Source organism: Desulfosarcina ovata subsp. ovata (genome assembly GCF_009689005.1).
Taxonomy (GTDB): domain Bacteria; phylum Desulfobacterota; class Desulfobacteria; order Desulfobacterales; family Desulfosarcinaceae; genus Desulfosarcina; species Desulfosarcina ovata.
In genome coordinates this window covers 4,175,617-4,194,746 of the sequence record NZ_AP021879.1, presented here as the reverse complement: position 1 = coordinate 4,194,746, position 19,130 = coordinate 4,175,617, and the positions used below count along the sequence as shown (strand labels likewise).

Sequence of the window (19,130 nt, the reverse complement as noted above, 5' to 3'; positions counted from 1 at the left end):
AATAATCATGATAACGAGATTGATGGCTTTCTTGCCATATTTTCAGTTTACCGCCGAAATGATTTATCCTTGTTTATTATCATTTCACGTTGATAACCATCGTTGGATATGTCACAAACTCAACGAGGAAATAACAATGGGCGTTAACGATTCATTAAAATGTCCCGGCCTGGATCGACCACCAACAGTAATTCCCGATAAGCGGCATTGTCCTCAATGCGGTGAAATTGTTGAGATCTGGTCGGATCAAGTGAAACTGCGTTGCGCAAAGTGCGGCATGGTCGTCTACAATCCCGATCCTTTGATTGCGATACCGGATCCAAAAACGGATGAGTCGAATCAGGTTGCATTAAAAAGCCGCTTGGATGAACTCATCGATTTGGCCATACACCTGGGGGGTAGTGCGGCAACGGTTGTCGATGCCCGAGACATTCTGGTTGAAGACTATTTGGCGAATCTCTGCCGTGAAGCCAAATGCCCAAACTACGGGCTCTCTCCGACATGTCCGCCGCATGTGGAAGGGCCGCAATGGTTGCGAAGGTATATCAAAAAAACACCCTTTGCGCTTGTTCTTGAAATCGAGGGTTCTGAGGGGAATATGTATTCCGACCGCCGCAGGGAAATCGGCCAGCTTCTCCATTTCATTGTCGGTCAGCTGGAAATTACGGCAAGGGAAAAGGGCTTTCTCAAGGCCAGGGGCTTTGCGGGCGGCTCATGTAAGAATCTTTTCTGTTACGACCACGCCTATTGCCGGGTTTTGAGTGGAAACGGCACCTGTCGAAATCCGGGATTCTCTCGCCCCTCCGTCTCGGGCTATGGCATCAACATGAATCATCTCTTGAAAATTACCGGGTGGGCGCAAAGGAATAGCAATGCCGTCCATCTCACAAGTTCAAAATACGGGATTGTTTTTTTGGGATAATGGAATACCGCTTTGAGCACGGCCTTCATTTCCGGCAACCGAAGGGGCCCGTTTTACTGAACGCCGTACTTTTTTAATTTAGGCGATTTCTGTCAAAGAATATACCCGCCTGCTTGTCTTTTCATCCGTCTTCTGCGTTGGGCGTTTCTACACATAGCCCCACTATGCGTAAAAAAGCCCGCCTTGAATACGAATGAAAATCCTACGCAGCCTGGTATATTCTTTTCCGCCAATCGCCTTACTTTGCAGGGTGGTCGGCTTCATCCCCAGAATTTCAGCGGCACCGCCTTTCCCGTATATTTTTCCGCCGGTCATGGCCAACGCTTTTTTCAAATGGATGGTGACCATTTGATCGAAACTGATCGGGGACAAAGTGATCGTTCCGCCGCCTCAAAGTCATGAAGAAGCAAAAAACGCTCGGATCAATATGAGTGTTACGATTGGTGGTTTTGTTACCGTGATCTAAAATAGCATCATATAGCATTTAAGATAATATTTTTGGCAAGGCCAGAGGGAGGAAGCCGTATTGTCATACTGCGACGACCGATAACGCAGCCCAAAAACATTATCTTGAATGCTATACTGAAAATAATCAGGCAAACCCAAAACCCTACAACGTCACCGATTCAAGAAGGCCACTGCCAACCATAGCGAGCCTTAAAGAATCAAGCGACGTTGTAGGGTTCCAAACATATGCCACAATTATCCGACGGAAGCGGCAGTCGACTCGACCCAGGTTTCGATTTCTCCTTCGGCGTCGGTTGGGTCGCCATCAATCTTAAGACCGTCGTTTACCATCTTGCCGCCAAGATCGTTCATCTTATCTTCGAGCATATCCACCGATCCGCAAAAATGTTCGTAGGTGCTGTCTCCGGGGGCAAAGACGGCAAAAGGCTTTCCGTTGAGTTGGATACCGTTGAGTTTCTCATAAAACCCGGCGAAATCCTCCTGAAGCTCGATTTCATCGTCACCGTAGGCCGGGCACCCGAGCAGAAGCAGATCATGATCGGCGGTCAGGTCCGCAACAGCCGCCTGGGTCACCTCTTTTACTTCCACTTCGAAATCCGCCTGTTCAAACTCCGCCTTGACCATGCCGGCCATGTCTTCTGTGTTACCGGTGGTCGAGCCATAAATAATCAGTGCCTTTTTCATTGTGGTCTCCTTTTGTCGATAATGGGGCAGCACTAAATTTTCTTAGAGCCTGTTTGATAAATCCGTCTAAGGCCCGCTAACGGCGTTAGAAAGTGTCTCAAAATGCTCACATATTACCTATATGCTCCGCTTTCGACCCACTTTCCGCCTTGTTATCGAGCCTGATCCAGACTTCTCAAACAGGCTCTTACTATCTTGATGCTTTTCTTCGACGTCCCGGGTCGTTCAGCGATGGGTGCGCTTCCTTTGCGGCAGATCAGCACCCGGCTGCCGCTGGGAGCGATTGTAAAACCCTTTTTCCCCTTGAAGTAGAGCCAATCCTGTGGAATCTGCCGGTGGGCCATATGGGTGCGAAACAGATCGACACCATCACCGGCCACATGCCGGATCGCCTGGGTATTGACAAACACCCGCCCTGAGCCACCGTTTTGTTTGAGAATCTTAAGCAATTCCCAGGCACACATCCCGTTGAACTCTCCCCAAAGGTTGACATGCAGGTTTCCGGCACTGTGACGCAAAGCGATTTGGAAATTCGAATTCAATGATCTTCTCCTTGTGTTGATAAAAAAAGGCGCATGGGTGAACCGTTTCATCGGTTTCCACGCGCCTTCACTGCCAATCGCGAGCGATATTGCCCGATCGTCGTAAGACTTTAGCACTCCGTACTTTACGGAGCCTATACTTGATAGATACTTATAACTTTATTATATCTTTCTGTCAATCGTTTTTCTTCAGGCGGGAGAAATCACACCTGATATTGAATGCTGTAGTGGTCATTTGTCCCTGCTGTGCATGTGATCCATGTTGCGGCTGAAGTTATGGTTCCATGGGTTCGACCAGAATACGCTCCGCCTGTCCGGGCCGTAAGTGAAGGTGTAGACCATCATCGGTACTGATTACGACAGCTTCCTGGACGGCCATGTTGAAAATTTGCGCCGGCGCAACCGCTTCGAGGTTAATGGTGTGCCCCACTGCAATTCCCTTTTCTTCGAGGGCCTTTGTCGAACGTAATCCACCAAGGATCTTTTCCACGAAAAAAGGTTGCCCCTTGCCGGCGGAAACAAACTGCAGACGTCGCTCGCCGATGCGTCCCCAAATTTTGGCGGCCATGCCTTCCTGGATGCTTACGGCCCTACCACTCTTGCCGACAGCGACGGTATAATCCATGCTTGGCAGTTGGCGAAGATAGACGACTTCCTCATCTTCATTCAGCCCCAGTACATTCAAAGCCTCGGTCAAATTGGCGGAACAGGTGGTCCCCTCGATATGCCCACGCTGACCGGTACGCATATCCGTCAGCGGCATACGGCGGCCATCGTCCAAATGCACGATCACGCGGGTGGCCATGCCGCCGCCCAGAACAACTTCTCCTTTTTCGCCGCGCAAACGCACCGGGTGCAGAAGCACTTCTTCGTCTTCGCGAACAAACTTGTCACCCCGGAAAAGCCCCAGGCGTGACAGCAATGTCTCCACCCCGGCTTCGGTGATGTCGCTTATAATCAGTTGGCGGTCAAACGGCGCGTGGGTCAAAGAAATCTTCATTCAATTTTTATACATCATGAAAATAGAAGTTTCAAATAATTTTTTATCTATAAAACACATCGGACAACAACCATGTCAGGAGAATTTACGAAAAAGGATTTCCCTTCTTTCCGTCCCCTCGCTTCCGGCCGGCATCTGCTGAGGATCAAGGCCGCTGTCGCGCAGCGCATGAAGCTGCCGTAACATGGAAATATGCAGCACACAGGGGACCAGTACCCGATACGCCGGCCCCAAAACATCGAAAAGGGTCCACAACGCGGTGAGTCCCAAGCCCACGGCGCCGGCAAAGGCGGCGGACCAGCGGGCCAGTGAAGTGCCGGCCACAAAAGCAATCCCCCGTTCAAGGGAGGCCCGGGCCACGGCACCGGCCACGATCAGCGAAAGCCGGTAGGAAACGATACCGCCGCCGGCGATGATGGCGGCTTTCAAAAGCGCTGTGGGGAACTCCTTGGGCAAATCGTCGACACCCGTCTCGGGCATGATGCCCTCGATCAATGTCTTTTTTTCCTTGTCACTCATTTTCTCCCAGGATTTTTCCAGCACCTTCATCAGCAGTTTTTCTTCAATCCGGTCAATGGGCTCGTCCTTGGCGGTCTTGACCTTGAGGCGGGAGGCCACCTTCAAGACGATATCCCGGTAGGTCACCCCTACCCCGCCGCGGGCGATATTGAAAATCGTATTGCCCCCATACTTTTGGATTTCGGCGATAATCTCATCCGCATACTTGCTGTGGTCAGGACACCACTGGCGGTATGCCCTGGTGCTTTTCAATTGCGAGGAAACCCCGCCCTTTTGGGTAAGATAGCCAACCAGGTTATCCAGTTCCTCGCTGCTGCATTTCCTTAGAAGGGGAATAAGATCGGGATCCGGTTCCCTGAGTTTGATTTCCGACATGCGTTCCTCATTTCAATAAGGTTGCTATCCTGGTGGCCAAGGATGCACTGAATTTATCGCCCAATGCATTTTTGGCCGCAAACGATCCGGCAATCAGGGTTAAAAGGCCACGAACGCCCGTCACCAGGGCCTGCCCCACTTCCGGTGAGTCCAGTCCGATTTCGGCGGCCAGGTCAATACTATGATCCGCCCCCTTGACCAGGTTGGCGAATACGTCCCATTGCGCCTTGTTCAGAGATATTCCCTGGCGGCCCAAATCGTAGAAGACTTCATCCGGGTCCTTGATGAGCCCCACCACCAAATAGAGCTGAAAAAAAAATTGTTCCCGGGGATCGACACCAGCTTCCCATCGTTTGACCGAGGTGGCCGGCGCCCCGACCAGAGTGCCGAATTGCGCCAGCGATAGTCCATAGCGTGCTCTGATGTCGGCGATTTCCTTGCTCAGTACAAGTTCCATGCATACCTTTCCGCACAGCACAAAAATCTGACTCGTTCCTTGTTCGCTTTTTTAAACGATCGATCATGCCTTCTCGGTTTTCTTTTCGGTTTCCTTTTGTCCGGATTTTTTACCCGCTTTGTACAGCAGGTAACCGGAAGCGCCTAGGACAACCCACCCCAAAGGGCTAAAAAGCAGTGGTAAATGCATATCATCACCTCCTTTTTGTTTTTGGGTTCGCTCCACTGATATCGTTTTGCAGAGCGACCCGTCATTATATTCGCCGAAACGGTTAGGCGCTTTCCTTTACCTCCTCCTTCTTACTGGAAAACTCCTCACGCACGGCGGCAGCGGCTTTTTGGGTCGCCGACTTCACTTTGACGGCATTTTCACAAGCCGCATCCTTTAGCTTCGAGGCCTTGTCTGCGGCAACTGCCTTGAATTTTTTGGCACTTCCACTGTTGACCACTAATCCGCCAACGACAAAACCGGCCGTAAAACTCAAAATTGCTCTAATCATGGTATCACCTCCTAATCTGGCACTTTGTGCAATTAAAACCATACAGTGTTACGATTCCATGACACTTATATAAATACTTGCCACTTTAGCGTCAAGTATTTTTTTAATGGTCACGTAAAAAAAGTCAAAACTGCGGTTATCCTGTGAGAAAGACGATCGGCGCGTTAGAAATGGAGAATCGAACTTGAGATCAGAAACAGGAATGGGAGACGGGATGAAACAGAGAGGGGAAAATCGGTGAATGGTAAACAGTGATTGATGAACAGAAAAGCAGAAAGGCAAAAGCGCGTAAGTCGGGAGCGCACCCTATCCCCTGGCGGTCGAACGATTGCCCAAGGCGGCATATCCCAAAATGCTTACCGTACTCAGGTTGTGCAATAATGCCGAGGCAACCGGCGGGAGGAGACCCAAGGTCGCCAGCAACAAAACGATGGAGTTGAACCCAACGGCGGACTTGAAACAATTGTCGATTACCATCCGCGTGTGGGTCGCTACCTGACGGGCCTTCAGCAAGCCATCCAGATCGTCTTCCAGAAGGAGCACCATGGCCGCTTCCTTGGCCAGGTTCGATCCACCGGGCATGCAGATTCCCACCTGGGCGGTGATCATGGCCGGCGCGTCGTTGACACCATCACCCACGAAAGCCACCCCTCCGCCCTCATCCTTGAGGTCCTTGACGATCCGGGATTTGTCTTCCGGTTTCATCTCCCAGTGCAGTTCGCTGACATCGTTGAGCTGCCCGATGACCGCCTGGGCCGTGTCCCTGTGATCCCCGGTGATCACGATGATGCGACGAATACCGGTAGCCTTTAAACCACGAAGAACCGCGGGAGCTTCGGGCCGCAGATCGTCCCGGAATGCGATCACCCCCTCCAGAATTCCGGACCGGCTGACATATAACAGGTTACTGCCCTCACGACGCAACCGATCAGCCAGCTCACTGACACCGCTGCAATCCACATGTTCGTCATCCTGCAGAAAATGCAGGCTGCCCGCCAGCACCCGTTCATCGTCGACATAGGCGGATACGCCATGGGCCACGATATAGTCAACGTTGGACATGGCCGGCAGTTTCAGCCCGCGCTCCTCGGCGGCCCGCACCACCGCATGGGCCACCGGATGGGCGTAATGCTGCTCCGCGGCAGCCGTCAGGGCCAATAGTGCATCGGGTGTCAGTTTACCAGTGGGAATGACATCGGTTACATTCAGCACTCCATTGGTCAGGGTACCGGTTTTATCGAGTACGAGGGTGTCGACAGCGGCGAGGGCATCCAGCGCCTGGGCCCCCTTGACCAGCACCCCGCCACGGGCGGCATCATACATAGCCGTCTTCACGGCCACGGGATTGGCCAGCTTGATTGCGCATGAGTAATCGACGGTCAATACGGCGGTGGCCCGGGTCATATCCCCGGTGAGAAGAAAGATCGCCATACCCAGGGCCAGGGTGACCGGCACCAGGCGGTCGGCCAGCTCGGCGCTATGGGTCTGGGATGCGGATTTCATGCGCAGGGAATTTTCCATATAGCGCGTGATACGGGCCATGCTCGTCTCCGCCCCCACCCGCTCGGCCCTGATAATCATCCGTCCCTCTTCCACCACGGAACCGGAGAGGACCTCTTTTCCGGGATAAAGGTGCACGGAAACCGATTCGCCGGTTATGGAACTCTGGTTTACCGAGGCTTCGCCATCAGCGACCGTACCGTCCACCGGTATGATGTCACCAGGACCGCAGATGACCCGGTCGCCGACGACCACCTGGGTGATGGGCACGCGCACCTCTTCCCCGCCACGTTCCATCCAGACATGCTCAACCTGCGGTCGCAGCAGGCTTTTGAGTAGTTCTGTCGAACGGTTTTCCGAGCTGGCCTCCAGGTGTTCACCCAGGGTCAGCAAGGTAACGATGGAATTCGCGGTAAAGAAATCGCAGCGGGCCAGGGACAAACCGACGGCGGCGGCATCAAGGGTTTCCACCTTGATGCCTTGACTGAACAACGTGTCCAACCCTTTAAGAAGGATTGGCAACCCTAAAAGCAGGCTTAGTGGTGCCGATACTTCCAACGGCGTTTTCAGGCTCGCCAGGGTCAGGGCTCCCTTGAGGAATACATCGGCCAGCTCGGGTGCCATCGAACCATTGAGATCGGCATGGGCATAGGTTTCAGCGGGCAGATCACGCAGGGTGTCGAGAAGTTTATTGCGGCTTTCCGGAGAGCCATCATACTCGACGACAATGCTGCCACCCCGACGGTTGATCCTCGCCCGCACGATCCCCGGCAGGTTCTCGATCATCGCCTGAAGGTAGGCGGTGTCCAACAACGGGTCGAAAAGACGAGGGTAATGAATGCGTATTCTACGCGGCAACTCGTGGGCAATCCGCAGCGGTCGGTGGTTTTGGATTGATTCCGTCACAGCTCAGGGTCATCTCGACGGCGTTTTGGGTTGATAAAGCCGGTAGTGCCAATAGGAGAAACCGATCAATGCCAGGCCGGCTCCGATATGCAGGCGGCTGGCCTCCCGCCCCATGAACCCGGTAACCAGCAAGGCTCCCATGGACGTCACCATGCCGACCTTGGCCAATTCACGCTGGTCTTTGATCGGCAGGAAAGCTTCCGACTCAGGCGTATTCCGCTTGGGCATAGGTTAGTCCTTTTCGATAGAAAAATGGAGTGTCGGGCTATCAGGATTCGGCCATGCTTTTCTCAGCCTTAGCATCCCTGACCCGTTCCTTGACTTCCTCGATTCCTCCGACGACCGCCGACCAGGCCGCCACAGTGCCTTTGATCACGGCATTTTGGACCGGCGGGCTGGTGACCAGCAGGGTAACGCCGACACCCAGCAAAAGCCCCTTGATATAGCTGGAATTGGTGTAATCGAACCAGGACCCCAGGGCGGATGTCGGCGCCGCCGGTACCAGGCTCCGTTCCCGGATGGCCGCATCCGGCGTCCTGACGTAAGGCGCCTGGCCATCGTAGGCCGTCTGGTAATAGGCGTAATTGACCGGTTGCTGGGCCGTCGGATAAATCGGGGTTGGCTGGGTATAATATGCGCTAGACATCAGTCCTCCTTTTTCTCAGCGGTTTTGGTTTTTTCTGTCGGTTTGGCCTTGGATGCCGGCTTGGCAGCTTTTTTGAATGCCGGCGCTTTCTTCACCGCAGGCTCAGGCACGGCAACCATCGGTGCGGTCTGAGGTTCAAAGGCCGTGTCGTACAAATATTTGGTGGCCGTCGCCACGGTCAGGAGGCCGGCCACATTAAACAGGCCACCCAGCCTCAGTGCGCCGACCACCGCCGTGGCCGCCGCCGTGGCCGCGCCGGCACCGACGGAATCACGCACCACGTTTTTCAAGGCTTGCCCGCGTTCGATGTCACCGTTATTCAACCGCCGGATGTTGGCGGCCGCCGATCCGGCCGCACCGACGATCATGCCCAAACCGCCCATCTTCAGGGCCGATGACGTGGCCGGCACCTGTCGGGGCGGATTTATGGCGGTGGGATAAATGTATCGTGTGTTGTCCATTATTCTCTCCTTGAGATAAATCGTCTGGTATTCGCGAGGCTCAGGTTGCATCACCGGCCGGCTGATCACTCTTTTTGAACGCTCCCATGATGCCGCCCATGGTACCGGCGACCGCGGTTCTGACGGTTTCGCTGGTTAACAGAACCGAGAGCACCGCGCCGATCAGCGCCCCTTTCCAAAACTGGGCATCGAATCCGCTATACACGGCCGCGAGTTTATTTACGTCCGGCGGTTCACCGTTGGCCATGTCCTTGACCACTTCGGCGATGCGGCCGTATTGCTCAATCCCGCCGCCCGCACCGGACTGACCCGGCGGGGGTTGGATGCCGGGCTGCTCCGTGGGGCCGTAGCCGGGTATCGCCGGACCGTAGGCCGCGTCCATACCCCCGTAACCCATGCCCTGGGGCGGCGGCTGGACACCCGGTTGACCCGTGGGGGCGTAGCCGGGCATCGCCGGACCGTAGGCCGCGTCCATACCTCCGTAACCCATCCCCTGGGGCGGCGGCTGGACGCCCGGCTGACCCGTGGGAGCATAGCCGGACATCGCCGGACCGTAGGCCGCGTCCATACCTCCGTAACCCATCCCCTGGGGTGGCGGCTGGACGCCCGGCTGACCCGTGGGGCCGTAGCCGGGCATCGCCGGACCGTAGGCCATATTCATCGTGCCGGCCCCCATGGTCCCCGGCTCCGGTTGCCCATGGGAAAAATAAGCCGGGCCGGCAGAACCATCGCCCATGGACCGGCCGGCATCCCCGGCCGGCGCGCCCTGGATCCCGCCTGCCGAGGTGGGATCGTTGGGCGTTCCGGGACGTCCCTGAACATATCCTTGGGTATTGTAGCGGGGAATATCATAGGCGTTCATGGCTCCCGGCCCCTCGCCTGTCATGCCTGGAAATCCTGCCGGCGCCCCCTGCCGACCCGTTTCTTCCGTTCCCGGCGACACGGCTTCCTGACAGCCGCCTTCCTTATGGTCGCTCATGCTTACCTCCTGGAGTTAAAATAGGTCTCGATAAAAGCGGTTATAGCATTCAAGATAATGTTTTTGGGCGGCGTTATCGGTCGTCGCGGTATGGCTTATACAGCTTCCTCCCTTAAGGCCTTGCCAAAAACATTATCTTAAATACTATCGACAATCAGTTTCTTGGCAAACGGTCGACGAACGTCTCAGCCATGCGTCCCAAAATTGATCGCACGCGCCCGGCATCCCCGGTATGCATCAGCTCATCCAGCCATGCGGGCTGCCAGACGGCAGCATCGTATTCAACAACGACTGTCCGCCCCGGCAAATTCAGCCGCACATGCTTCAGGCCGGGCATCATTGTTGGATTCTCGAGGATGGCGCGGTGATCAATTTGCGGCCATGAATCGATACCGAAAAGCGTTGTCAGCCAATTCTCGGGATTTTTTTTCAGATCCTGTAAAACCGGATCATTGACAATTTTCGTGTCGAAGCGAAGGCGAATCCGTCCCGGGATGTGGTGCGCCACCTGAATGCAGCGCCGTAATTCCAGCATATGTTCCAGCTTCATTTGCAGCTCTCGTTTGGTTTATGGGTTTATGTTTGGTATCTGCCGGTAACCGCCGCGGCGGTTCGTAAAAAAGCAGGCGACCCGAATTGGCCAGAATCCCCAGGGTATGCGTGATATGCACCAGGCCGGCCATCACCGGAGAAAGCAATCCCAGAGCACCCAGCACCACCCCGGCAATGTTGGAGCCCGTGGCGATCCAGAAATTCTGGTGCACCACGCGCATGGTTTCACGGGAAAGATCGCGCACGTAAATCACGCCGTCGAGGTCATCCATGACCAGGGCGATATCGGCGGCTTCAATGGCCACCTCGCTGCCTCCGGCCCCCATGGCCACGCCGATGTCCGCCTCGGCCAGCGCCAGGGCATCGTTGATGCCGTCGCCCACCATCAGCACCCGATGGCCCTCTGCCTTCAGGGCTGCAACGATGACGGCTTTCTCCTCGGGCAACACCGAATAGCGACACTCGTCGAAATTCAGCCGGCAGGCCATCTCCAGGGCGGTATATTTGGAATCGCCGGTAATCATGGCCGTTCGCCGGATGCCTCGCTCTTTCAAACGGGCAATCAGGGGCTGCAGGTCGGGACGCTCCCGGTTGGCAAATCCGATCACGCCCAATACTTCCCCATTCCTGGCCAAGAAGACCTGGGTCAGTCCCTGCTGTTTGTTCTTCTCCAGAAAATCGTCAACCACCGGGTGCGCAATCTCGAAATGCTCCAGCAATTTGTGGCTGCCCACGAGGACTTCGTCGCCGTGAATCACCGACCGGACCCCTTTGCCGAGAATATATTCGCAGACATCGTGTTGAATGGCCGTGATTCCTCTTCGCCGGGCTTCTTCACGGATGGCCAGGGCTACGGGGTGGCTGTTGTGGATCTCCGTAGAATAGGCCAGTTCGATCAGTTGATCCTCGGACAATCCGTTCAGGTTAATCAGTTGCCGGATTTCGGGCTGATTGGTGGTCAGGGTACCGGTTTTATCGAAGCAGATCGTATCGACCTTGTCGACTTCTTCCAGGTAGCGGCCGCCCTTGATGAGAATATGGCGGCGCGCCGCCGCGCTGATGGCGGCGCTGATGGCCGTGGAGGCGGCCAGGATGGTGGCACAGGGACAGGCCATGACCAGCATCACGGCAAAGGCCCGCCACAGGCTGCCGGTGATGGCCAGAGTGGCCAGGGTAACGGCGAAACCGGTTTTAACCAGGTTCCGGGCCAGCCGGTCGGCAACCCCCTCGATCGGCGCACGAGTCTCCAGTGAATCCTCCACCATGCGCAGGATGCGTGAGAGATAGGTCCGGTCGCCCACCGCGTCTGCAGATACATAGATGACCCCCTGCCGGACGAACGTTCCGGCAAATACCGTGTCACCGTCGGTTTTGGCCACCGGCTCGCTCATCCCGGTGATAGAGGCTTCGTCCACCAGGGCCCCGCCCCGTACCACCCGGCCGTCCACGGCGATCTTCTCACCGGTATGCAGGACCACGGTATCGCCGGGCTGCACCCGGTCCACGGCCACGCTGACCTCCACTCCGTCAACGAGAATGTAGGTGTCCTTTTCGGTGACGTCCAGGATATCGCGGATGGCGCGGCGGGATCGTTCGGTAATCCAGGCCTTGAGCAGGTTGCCGGCGCTGGTGATCCACAAAATCTCGAAGGCCGCCAGCGCCTCGCCGGCGGCCACGGCAGCGATAATGCTTCCACCCAGAAAACTCTCCAGGGAAATGCTCCGCTCACGAAGATCGCTCAAACCTGAACGCACCAAGGGCAAAGCTGCCAGGGCGATGATCGCACCGAGCGGACTGAGCAGGGTCTGGGCCACCGGCAGGCCCAACAGCACCGTACGCACGAACACGCCGGCCCCGAGGATCGACAGCCCTATAAAGCGCCGTTTGGTGGTCGTCAGTTCCGACCGGCGGGAATCGTCCGACCGAGCCGGTACCTGTTTCGCCGTGGAGACGACAGACGGCACTCGGGTGCGCCAGAAGTCTTCCAGCATGCGGGTCAGCGCCTGTTGGGTCAGGGTTTGCGGATCGAATCGAACGATCACCGCATCGCATTTCGGATTGACCCGCGCCCGAAGCACGCCTTCGGTAGTGTTCAGCATCTCGGAAAGCGGCGCCGCCATCCCCCGATGCCGGCGAAGCCGCGGCAGGCAATAACGGGCACGCCCGGAAATGGTATGTCTAATGATTATCGGCCGATCGATTTTTCTCATCTAAAAAGCCTTGCTCCAAAAGGGTTTCAGGTTTTGCGCAGCAGCCATTGCAACCGCTGCAGTTACAGGTCCCCTGGTTGGGATCGACGATGCTTTTAAAGCGCCGGAACAGGTACCAGACGGCGATGCCAAAAAAGAGGATAACGGCGATAATTTTTATGCAATGCTCCGGAATTGGTTTGTTGTTTGTGGCTTGTGGTTCGTTGAAATTGCTCAGCCCGTTCCGCCCTTCTGCTCTTCGACGCTTCCGCTTTTCTGCTCACTGATTACCGATTACCGACAACCGGCACTCTGACCAGTCGGGCCGAATTGGCCACGACAAGCACCGAACTCACATGGTGGCACAACGCCGCCAGCCAGGGGCTCAACATCCCTGTTGTCGCCAACGCGATTCCCGCCAGATTGAAACCGATGGCCCAGGAATAATTCTGCCGGATCACGCGAATCAATGTCCTGCCCGTCCGGACTGCGGTCACCAGGCTCATTGCGTCTTCCCGCATCATGACAATATCGGATGATTTGATGGTTAAATCGGCCTTGGCGCCTCCGATAGAAATACCGACATCCGCCACAGCCAACGCCGTGGCGTCATTGACACCATCCCCGACCATCACCGTGGGGCCCTGGCCGCCGAAGGATTTTACAAGGGAGACCTTGCCCTCGGGCTTCAGCCCCCAATGGCATTGATCCATGCCGGTGAGTTTCGCTACCCGTTGTGCCTCGGCCTCCGTATTGTCTCCGGTCGCCAACACAACCCGTTTGGCGCCCAGTCCACGCAGGATCCCGGCCAAACCGTGGGCCGACTCCATCATTACGTCCTGAATAACGACAACACCGGCGATTTTTTCATCGACGCCGATCCAGACCGCCCGGCCGCCGATTTTTATATCTGCAGGGATGTCCATCCCCAGTGCGATCATGGTTTCACTGCTTCCCAATGTGACCTGGCGCCCCTGCACCATGGATTTTACGCCGATACCCGGAAGATATTCTGTATTTTCGGCCGTCGACGGAAAAATACCTTTGCCCGCAGCATATGCCAGGATGGCGTTGCCCACCGGATGATTGAAGCCGGACTCGACCGAAGCGGCAAGGCGAAGCAGTTCTGTTTTCGGCAGACCGAAGGCTTCGACATTCACCACGTCTGGTCGACCCAAGGTAACCGTGCCGGTCTTGTCAAGAATGAAAGTGGCGGCGCGTCCCAGCGTTTCCAGAGGGGTCCCTCCCCGAACCAGAATGCCGCGTGCCCCCAGCCCACCGATGGCAGCGGCAAAGGCGGTAGGGACCGACAAGGCCCATGCACAGGGGCAGGCCACGGCCGTTACGGCGGCCATACGGACCAGTCCTGTAGCCGTATCGCCCGCCAGAGCGCCACAGACGAGAAAGACGCCAATGGCATACAAAACCACGCCGCAGATGAAGAACTGAACGATCATATCGGCCCGCCGGTGAACCACCGGCTTTTCTTTCAGCGATGCGTCGATCTCCTTCGCCATCACATGCAGGAAGCCCTTGTCACCGGCCTTGGTGGCCCGCACTTTTAACTGAGCGGTGAGACTGATGGCACCCGATGTGACCCGATCACCAATCCGTTTGAAAACCGGCAACGGTTCTCCGGTAATCACTGATTCGTCAATTGAAGACGCACCGCCCACGATCTCACCGTCCACCGGTATCATTTCACCCGCAGGAACAATGGCCACATCACCCGACGATATCTGCTCGACGGGCACTTCCAGAAACCGGTCTTCTCTCACGATGCGGACCGGCTTTTCCCCTTGTTTGGTTAGGGCGTCGATCCGGCGTCTTGTCTCTTCGATAATACCAAAGGATATAGCCAGTCCCATACTGATAAACCCCGCCACCAGCGCACCGCTGAGCATTGTTTTGGCGAAAACGGAGACAACCATTACCGTAATAACCAACAGATCCGCCGTCACCCGTCGGGTTGCCCTGAGCGCGTTGAACAGGGACCGCGTGTACATCGCCAGGCAGAGACAATAAAACACGCTGCCCAGCCACATGAAAAAGACGATACCCGACCACCGGTGGAGGAGAAAACCCAAAACGGAGATCATTGCCGTCGCCATTCTCAAGATGAATAGTTTTGCTGACACGCTGCGGCCTTTTTCCTTCTGTGTATCTCCAGACAGTGCCGGGTTGATGGAACGTCCATATCAACTTTGAATCAAAAAAATGGGGGGCACCGGACGGCTCAGGAAGAGGAGGCGGAGGTGCTCCGTCCGGTGCCCCCCCGGTCGCACGGAGGGGCGACGAGGAGGTGTTATTTCATATCCCTGGCCTGGACCCAGATCACCGCATCCTGGGATAATTCCTTGCCCTGGTATTCCTTTGCCGGCCCCGCACCCAGGGCGCAGAAGCCCCACCAACCGGCTTTGGGAATACCAAAGGAGAACTCACCGTTGACATTGGCCTTGATCGTCATGGTGACGAAGGCATCCTGAGGCGCTTCTACCGCAGCGCTTTTCGCAAAAGCGTTTTTTCCCATCTCCGGCCGGTGGTTCAGGTACTCCACCTCGATCTCGGCAAAGGGAACCGGCTTGCCGCCGCCCTTGACGATGCCCCGGAAGACGTTGCCCGTCCACAGGGCGTAAGGTTTGTCCAGGGGAACGATCTCGGCCGGAAGGCCGATCTCGGCATCCCAATCCGTGGGAAACCCGCCGGTATTGACCACCGCCTTGGTGACCTGCTGAATGTAGCAGTCCTCCTCTTTTTCCAGATACGGCGACGGCACCAGGCAGAAAACGTTGTCACCCATACCCCGCAGCTTGTATGACGTCTCGTAGGCCGCACCGCTGTTGGTCAAACTGGTCCAGGTGATTGGCTTCAAGGTCTTCAGAAGATCTTTTTTCTTCTCCTTGCGTACAACGAAAAACTGTTCGGGCTGCCCCATATCCATGGTATGACCCGCTTCGAAAGGATGGGTGAAGACCAGTTTCAGGTCGATGGCCTCCGCTTTGCCAAGGGCCGACTCCTGGGTATAGATCATCTGAAAATGGGCCATGGCCGGCAGGGCCAAAGCCAGCGTCAACACACCGGCCAGTAGAGCAACTGTTTTTTTCATCGGGAATTACTCCTTTCTTATAATTTGATATTGCTTTTACTCGACAATCTCGCCGCCATCGATTTCGATCTGATGGCCTTCGCCGGCATCGAACACAACATTATAGGCGTTGGCGGGCTTGTCGAAGCTGAACTCGCTGTCTTGATCCATCTTGCCCTCGATCAAGACACCGCCATCCTTTTTCTCGACCCGCATCCGCACCCCGGAAGCCGACGAGCCATCGGAAAACCCGCCTTCACAGGTGATCGTCCCATCCCCGTTATCGTAACAGGAGCAAAGGGGCGTGTGGGCCAGGGCCTGGCCGGCGAACAGGAGCAGGACCGATGCCAGTGTAAAAACAAGCCGAACACTTCGATTGAACATGAAACTTCCTCCTTTTTTCAATTCCGTGATTATGGGTTTGCGCCAATCTTGGAAGATTGGCCGTCGTTCTTAAAAAAACCCATGCCAACCGTGATGATCAACGCCAGACAATAAAAAGCGATCATGGCCTGCAGCCCGGAAAGCCCCAAGACGCTGCCCAATGAAAAGACCAGCGTGGCGACAACGAGCCCCAATAACATGGGATAGCCGATCGAAAAGAGCATCCACTTGACCGAACCGGCCTGGATTTTAACGGCAATGGATGTGGCCATACAGGGTGGATAAAGCACCATGAAAAGCATCAGTGCCAGGGCATGCAGGGCGGTAAAACCGACTTCTCCCCGGGCCATGCGGTTTTCCAGGGCTTCGCCCTCTTCTTCCTGTTCGTATAGGGCGCCCAGGGTGGCCACACTGCTCTCCTTGGCCGCCAGGGCGCTGAGCAGGGCCACATTGACCCGCCAGTTGAACCCCGCCCAGCGGGTGACGGGTTCCAGCCAGCGGCCCGCAGTTCCCAGGAAGCTTTGGTCAATCCGTTCTTTGCGCATTTCCCGAAGCAGCCCCTTGCGTGCCTTGACCAGTTTTTTGAATTCCCGCCCCGCTTTTTTGGCGGTCTTATCTTTTCCCGGCTGGACGATTTTAAAGAAAAGCGCATCGCGGGCTTTAAAATCGGCGTTCAATGCCGCCACGGCATCTTCTCCGCGGACTTTCATTTTGGCATTCTTATAGGCCTCCTGGTAAAGCACCAATTCCATCAGCCGTTCTCCTTGAAGTCCGTCGTGAAAGGGCGTCCCGTCTATTTTTTTATAGAAGGCGGCCACGGCCTTCTCCTTCCGGTCGCGGTAGTCATCCATGCGCTCCTTGCCGATACCCGGGAATTGCAGCAATACGAAAATGACCACCGCCACGGCCACCACAATGGTGGAAATTTTGCGCACAAAGAGCCAGACCCGCTCCACGGCACGGCCCAGCACACCGCGCCAGGTAGGCAGGTGATAGGGTGGCATTTCCATGACGAAAGGCGCCGTCTCCCTGTCCTTGAGCACGGTCAGGGTGAGAATTTTAGAGACCGACAGCACCATCAGAAAACTGATGGTGGAAATGAAAAACATGGCCCAGGCCTTGTGGGCGGCAAAGTAGATATTGATCAGGAGGACATACAACGGCACCTTGGCCAGGCAGTTGAGCAGCGGAATGATCAGGATCGTGGCCATGCGCGATCGCTCGTCGGGAATGCCCTTGCAGGACATCACCCCCGGCACCGCGCAACCGCCCACGTAAATGCCGCCCAGCACCATGGGCAATGTGGACTGGCCGTGAAGTCCGTAACGGCTGAAGAGCCGGTCCATGATGAAGGCCATGCGCGGCATGTAGCCGCTGTCCTCCAAAATGGCGATCAGCGCGAAGAGGATGAAGAAAATGGGGATGTAGTTGAGCAGGGCATTGACGCTGTCGACGATCCAAAGCGAAAATTCACGAATCAGCGGAATATCGATGAATCCGGGCGACGGCATGACCGCTTCGGTCAGACTGCGCAGCTTGGCCAAGAGCGGCCAGGTGTAGTTGGTGATGGTGTATCCCTGGACGATCGCCAAATAATAAAGCAGCCAGATCACGCCGACCAAGATGACCGGTCCCAGCAGACGATGGCAGACGACGGCGTCGATCTTGTCCGAAAGTGGGCGGCTGGCACCTTGGGGCCGTGTCAGGCACGCACGGGCAATCTCACCCGCCGCCTTGTAGCGACAGTTGGCGATATGCACTTCAGGGGCTTCTTCAAAACGATCCTCGAAGGCCGTCCGCGATTGATCGACCATGGCAATGAACGGGTCGGCATCGGGATTGCGCTCCTGAATCAATCGCCGAACCTCGCTGTCACCCTCCATCAGCTTGATGGCCAGCCATCTCAGGGCGTAGCTCCCGGCCAGATTGGTCTCCGATGCCACCCGATCGACGATCTCCCGGATGAAAGGTTCCATTTCCCCGTAGTCGATGCGCAGCGGCGGTACTGCCGGCCTCGCCGCGGCCATGGCATCGATAACATGACGCAACTCCTTTTTTCCGCGACCACTTTTCATGGCCGTGGGAACCACGGGAATGCCCAATTGCTGGGACAACTTCTCCATGTCGATGTCTATGCCCTGATTTTCGACCACATCCATCATATTGAGGTTCAAAACAACTGGGATTTCCATTTCCAACAACTGAAAGGTCAGATAGAGGCAACGCTTGAGGTTGGCGGCATCCATGACGTTTACCGTCACCAACGGCTTTTCATGGAGGATGAAATCCCGCGACACCCGCTCCTCAGGAGAAAAGGAAGTCAGGCTGTAGGTGCCGGGAAGGTCCACCACCTCCACCCGATAACCGTTGTGCCGGTACCATCCGGTCATCTTGTCCACGGTCACACCCGGGTAGTTGGCCACGTGCTGACTGGCCCCGGTCAGGGCATTGAACACCGTCGATTTACCGCAATTGGGCTGGCCTGCCAGGGCAACGAGAAAGGTGTCGGCGTTCACGTCACTCCACCTCCACAAAACGGGCTTCGTCGTGCCGCAGACTGACGAAATAGCCGTCCAGCTCCAGTTCCATGGGGTCTTCCAGGGGGGCATTGCGAATCACTTTTAATTTCAACCCCGGGTAAACGCCCATGTCCATCAACCGTTGTCCCAGCTTGTCACGCACGGACAATTTTTTAATGCGGCCTTCGCTTCCCGGTTTCAATTGATCCAGCGTCATCGCCACTCTCCTTCACAATGGGGTAAAAAAACAAAAAGGCGTAACCGGATACACAAACGTGTATCACCTGTTACGCCTTCACTTCCTCCGCACCGATGCGAACCGGTCGGAGGCCGTAAGACATCCCTTGTCGAAATAGATGTTTCTATCTTAACAAGGATGTCTAAATTTCATATTACCGCAGGGATGTCAAGGTCTTTTTTTTCTTCACCATGGGAGTAAAAAG

At 55.9% G+C, this 19,130-nt stretch carries 20 protein-coding genes; 1 reads left to right on the top strand and 19 read right to left on the bottom strand.

The annotated features are described in order from the left end of the window. The first annotated feature begins 136 nt into the window (after positions 1-136). Entirely contained in the window at positions 137-922 is a 786-nt protein-coding gene (locus tag GN112_RS18580; RefSeq protein ID WP_162458998.1) for a DUF2284 domain-containing protein, read from the top strand. A gap of 162 nt (positions 923-1,084) precedes the next feature. On the opposite strand, the gene GN112_RS18575 is transcribed toward GN112_RS18580, so the two are convergent. The 19 genes from GN112_RS18575 to GN112_RS18480 form a co-directional block, all read right to left on the bottom strand. After that, complete coding sequence (locus GN112_RS18575; protein ID WP_155311589.1) at positions 1,085-1,294, bottom strand: hypothetical protein; 210 nt, start codon at positions 1,292-1,294, stop codon at positions 1,085-1,087. A gap of 330 nt (positions 1,295-1,624) precedes the next feature. Beyond that, positions 1,625-2,074 (bottom strand): flavodoxin, encoded by a 450-nt coding sequence (locus GN112_RS18565; protein WP_155311588.1) that lies wholly within the window; start codon positions 2,072-2,074, stop codon positions 1,625-1,627. A gap of 152 nt (positions 2,075-2,226) precedes the next feature. Then, positions 2,227-2,616 carry a hypothetical protein gene (locus GN112_RS18560; RefSeq protein ID WP_155311587.1) on the bottom strand — a complete coding sequence of 130 codons (390 nt, stop codon included), beginning with the start codon at positions 2,614-2,616 and terminating at the stop codon, positions 2,227-2,229. Between the two features lie 274 nt (positions 2,617-2,890). Beyond that, a complete protein-coding gene (locus tag GN112_RS18555; protein WP_155311586.1) occupies positions 2,891-3,616 on the bottom strand; it encodes a FeoA family protein in 726 nt (241 codons plus the stop codon). Positions 3,617-3,691: 75 nt separating this feature from the next. Next, positions 3,692-4,510: a YaaW family protein gene (locus GN112_RS18550; protein ID WP_155311585.1), complete on the bottom strand. Its 819-nt coding sequence runs from the start codon at positions 4,508-4,510 to the stop codon at positions 3,692-3,694. 7 nt (positions 4,511-4,517) lie between these two features. Continuing rightward, entirely contained in the window at positions 4,518-4,967 is a 450-nt protein-coding gene (locus tag GN112_RS18545; protein ID WP_155311584.1) for a hypothetical protein, read from the bottom strand. Between the two features lie 271 nt (positions 4,968-5,238). Beyond that, the gene (locus GN112_RS18540) at positions 5,239-5,466 is read right to left on the bottom strand and encodes a hypothetical protein (protein WP_155311583.1); all 228 of its coding nucleotides are present in this window, start codon (positions 5,464-5,466) and stop codon (positions 5,239-5,241) included. A 306-nt stretch (positions 5,467-5,772) separates the two neighbouring features. Then, positions 5,773-7,872, bottom strand: coding sequence for a heavy metal translocating P-type ATPase (locus GN112_RS18535; protein WP_231717060.1), 2,100 nt, complete (start codon positions 7,870-7,872; stop codon positions 5,773-5,775). Positions 7,873-7,881: 9 nt separating this feature from the next. Further along, entirely contained in the window at positions 7,882-8,100 is a 219-nt protein-coding gene (locus tag GN112_RS18530) for a hypothetical protein (RefSeq protein ID WP_155311582.1), read from the bottom strand. Between the two features lie 40 nt (positions 8,101-8,140). Continuing rightward, positions 8,141-8,518 (bottom strand): YtxH domain-containing protein, encoded by a 378-nt coding sequence (locus GN112_RS18525; protein ID WP_155311581.1) that lies wholly within the window; start codon positions 8,516-8,518, stop codon positions 8,141-8,143. Next, positions 8,518-8,979 (bottom strand): magnetosome protein MamC family protein, encoded by a 462-nt coding sequence (locus GN112_RS18520; RefSeq protein WP_155311580.1) that lies wholly within the window; start codon positions 8,977-8,979, stop codon positions 8,518-8,520. The genes GN112_RS18525 and GN112_RS18520 overlap by 1 nt, the downstream gene beginning before the upstream one ends. A 40-nt stretch (positions 8,980-9,019) precedes the next feature. Further along, on the bottom strand, positions 9,020-9,958 hold the full coding sequence (locus GN112_RS18515; protein ID WP_155311579.1) for a hypothetical protein: 939 nt from the start codon (positions 9,956-9,958) through the stop codon (positions 9,020-9,022). Between the two features lie 154 nt (positions 9,959-10,112). Beyond that, complete coding sequence (locus GN112_RS18510; protein ID WP_155311578.1) at positions 10,113-10,493, bottom strand: hypothetical protein; 381 nt, start codon at positions 10,491-10,493, stop codon at positions 10,113-10,115. Then, the gene (locus GN112_RS18505; RefSeq protein WP_197743347.1) at positions 10,408-12,720 is read right to left on the bottom strand and encodes a heavy metal translocating P-type ATPase; all 2,313 of its coding nucleotides are present in this window, start codon (positions 12,718-12,720) and stop codon (positions 10,408-10,410) included. Before GN112_RS18505 ends, GN112_RS18510 begins: the two co-directional genes overlap by 86 nt. 266 nt (positions 12,721-12,986) lie before the next feature. After that, on the bottom strand, positions 12,987-14,837 hold the full coding sequence (locus GN112_RS18500; protein WP_155311577.1) for a heavy metal translocating P-type ATPase: 1,851 nt from the start codon (positions 14,835-14,837) through the stop codon (positions 12,987-12,989). Between the two features lie 167 nt (positions 14,838-15,004). Further along, positions 15,005-15,805, bottom strand: a complete 801-nt coding sequence (locus GN112_RS18495; RefSeq protein ID WP_155311576.1) for a DUF4198 domain-containing protein — start codon at positions 15,803-15,805, stop codon at positions 15,005-15,007. Positions 15,806-15,841: 36 nt separating this feature from the next. Beyond that, the gene (locus GN112_RS18490; protein WP_155311575.1) at positions 15,842-16,168 is read right to left on the bottom strand and encodes a hypothetical protein; all 327 of its coding nucleotides are present in this window, start codon (positions 16,166-16,168) and stop codon (positions 15,842-15,844) included. Positions 16,169-16,197: 29 nt separating this feature from the next. Further along, positions 16,198-18,684 (bottom strand): ferrous iron transport protein B, encoded by a 2,487-nt coding sequence (feoB, locus tag GN112_RS18485; RefSeq protein WP_231717059.1) that lies wholly within the window; start codon positions 18,682-18,684, stop codon positions 16,198-16,200. Between the two features lies 1 nt (position 18,685). Continuing rightward, positions 18,686-18,904, bottom strand: a complete 219-nt coding sequence (locus GN112_RS18480; RefSeq protein WP_155311573.1) for a FeoA family protein — start codon at positions 18,902-18,904, stop codon at positions 18,686-18,688. Positions 18,905-19,130 lie beyond the last annotated feature (226 nt).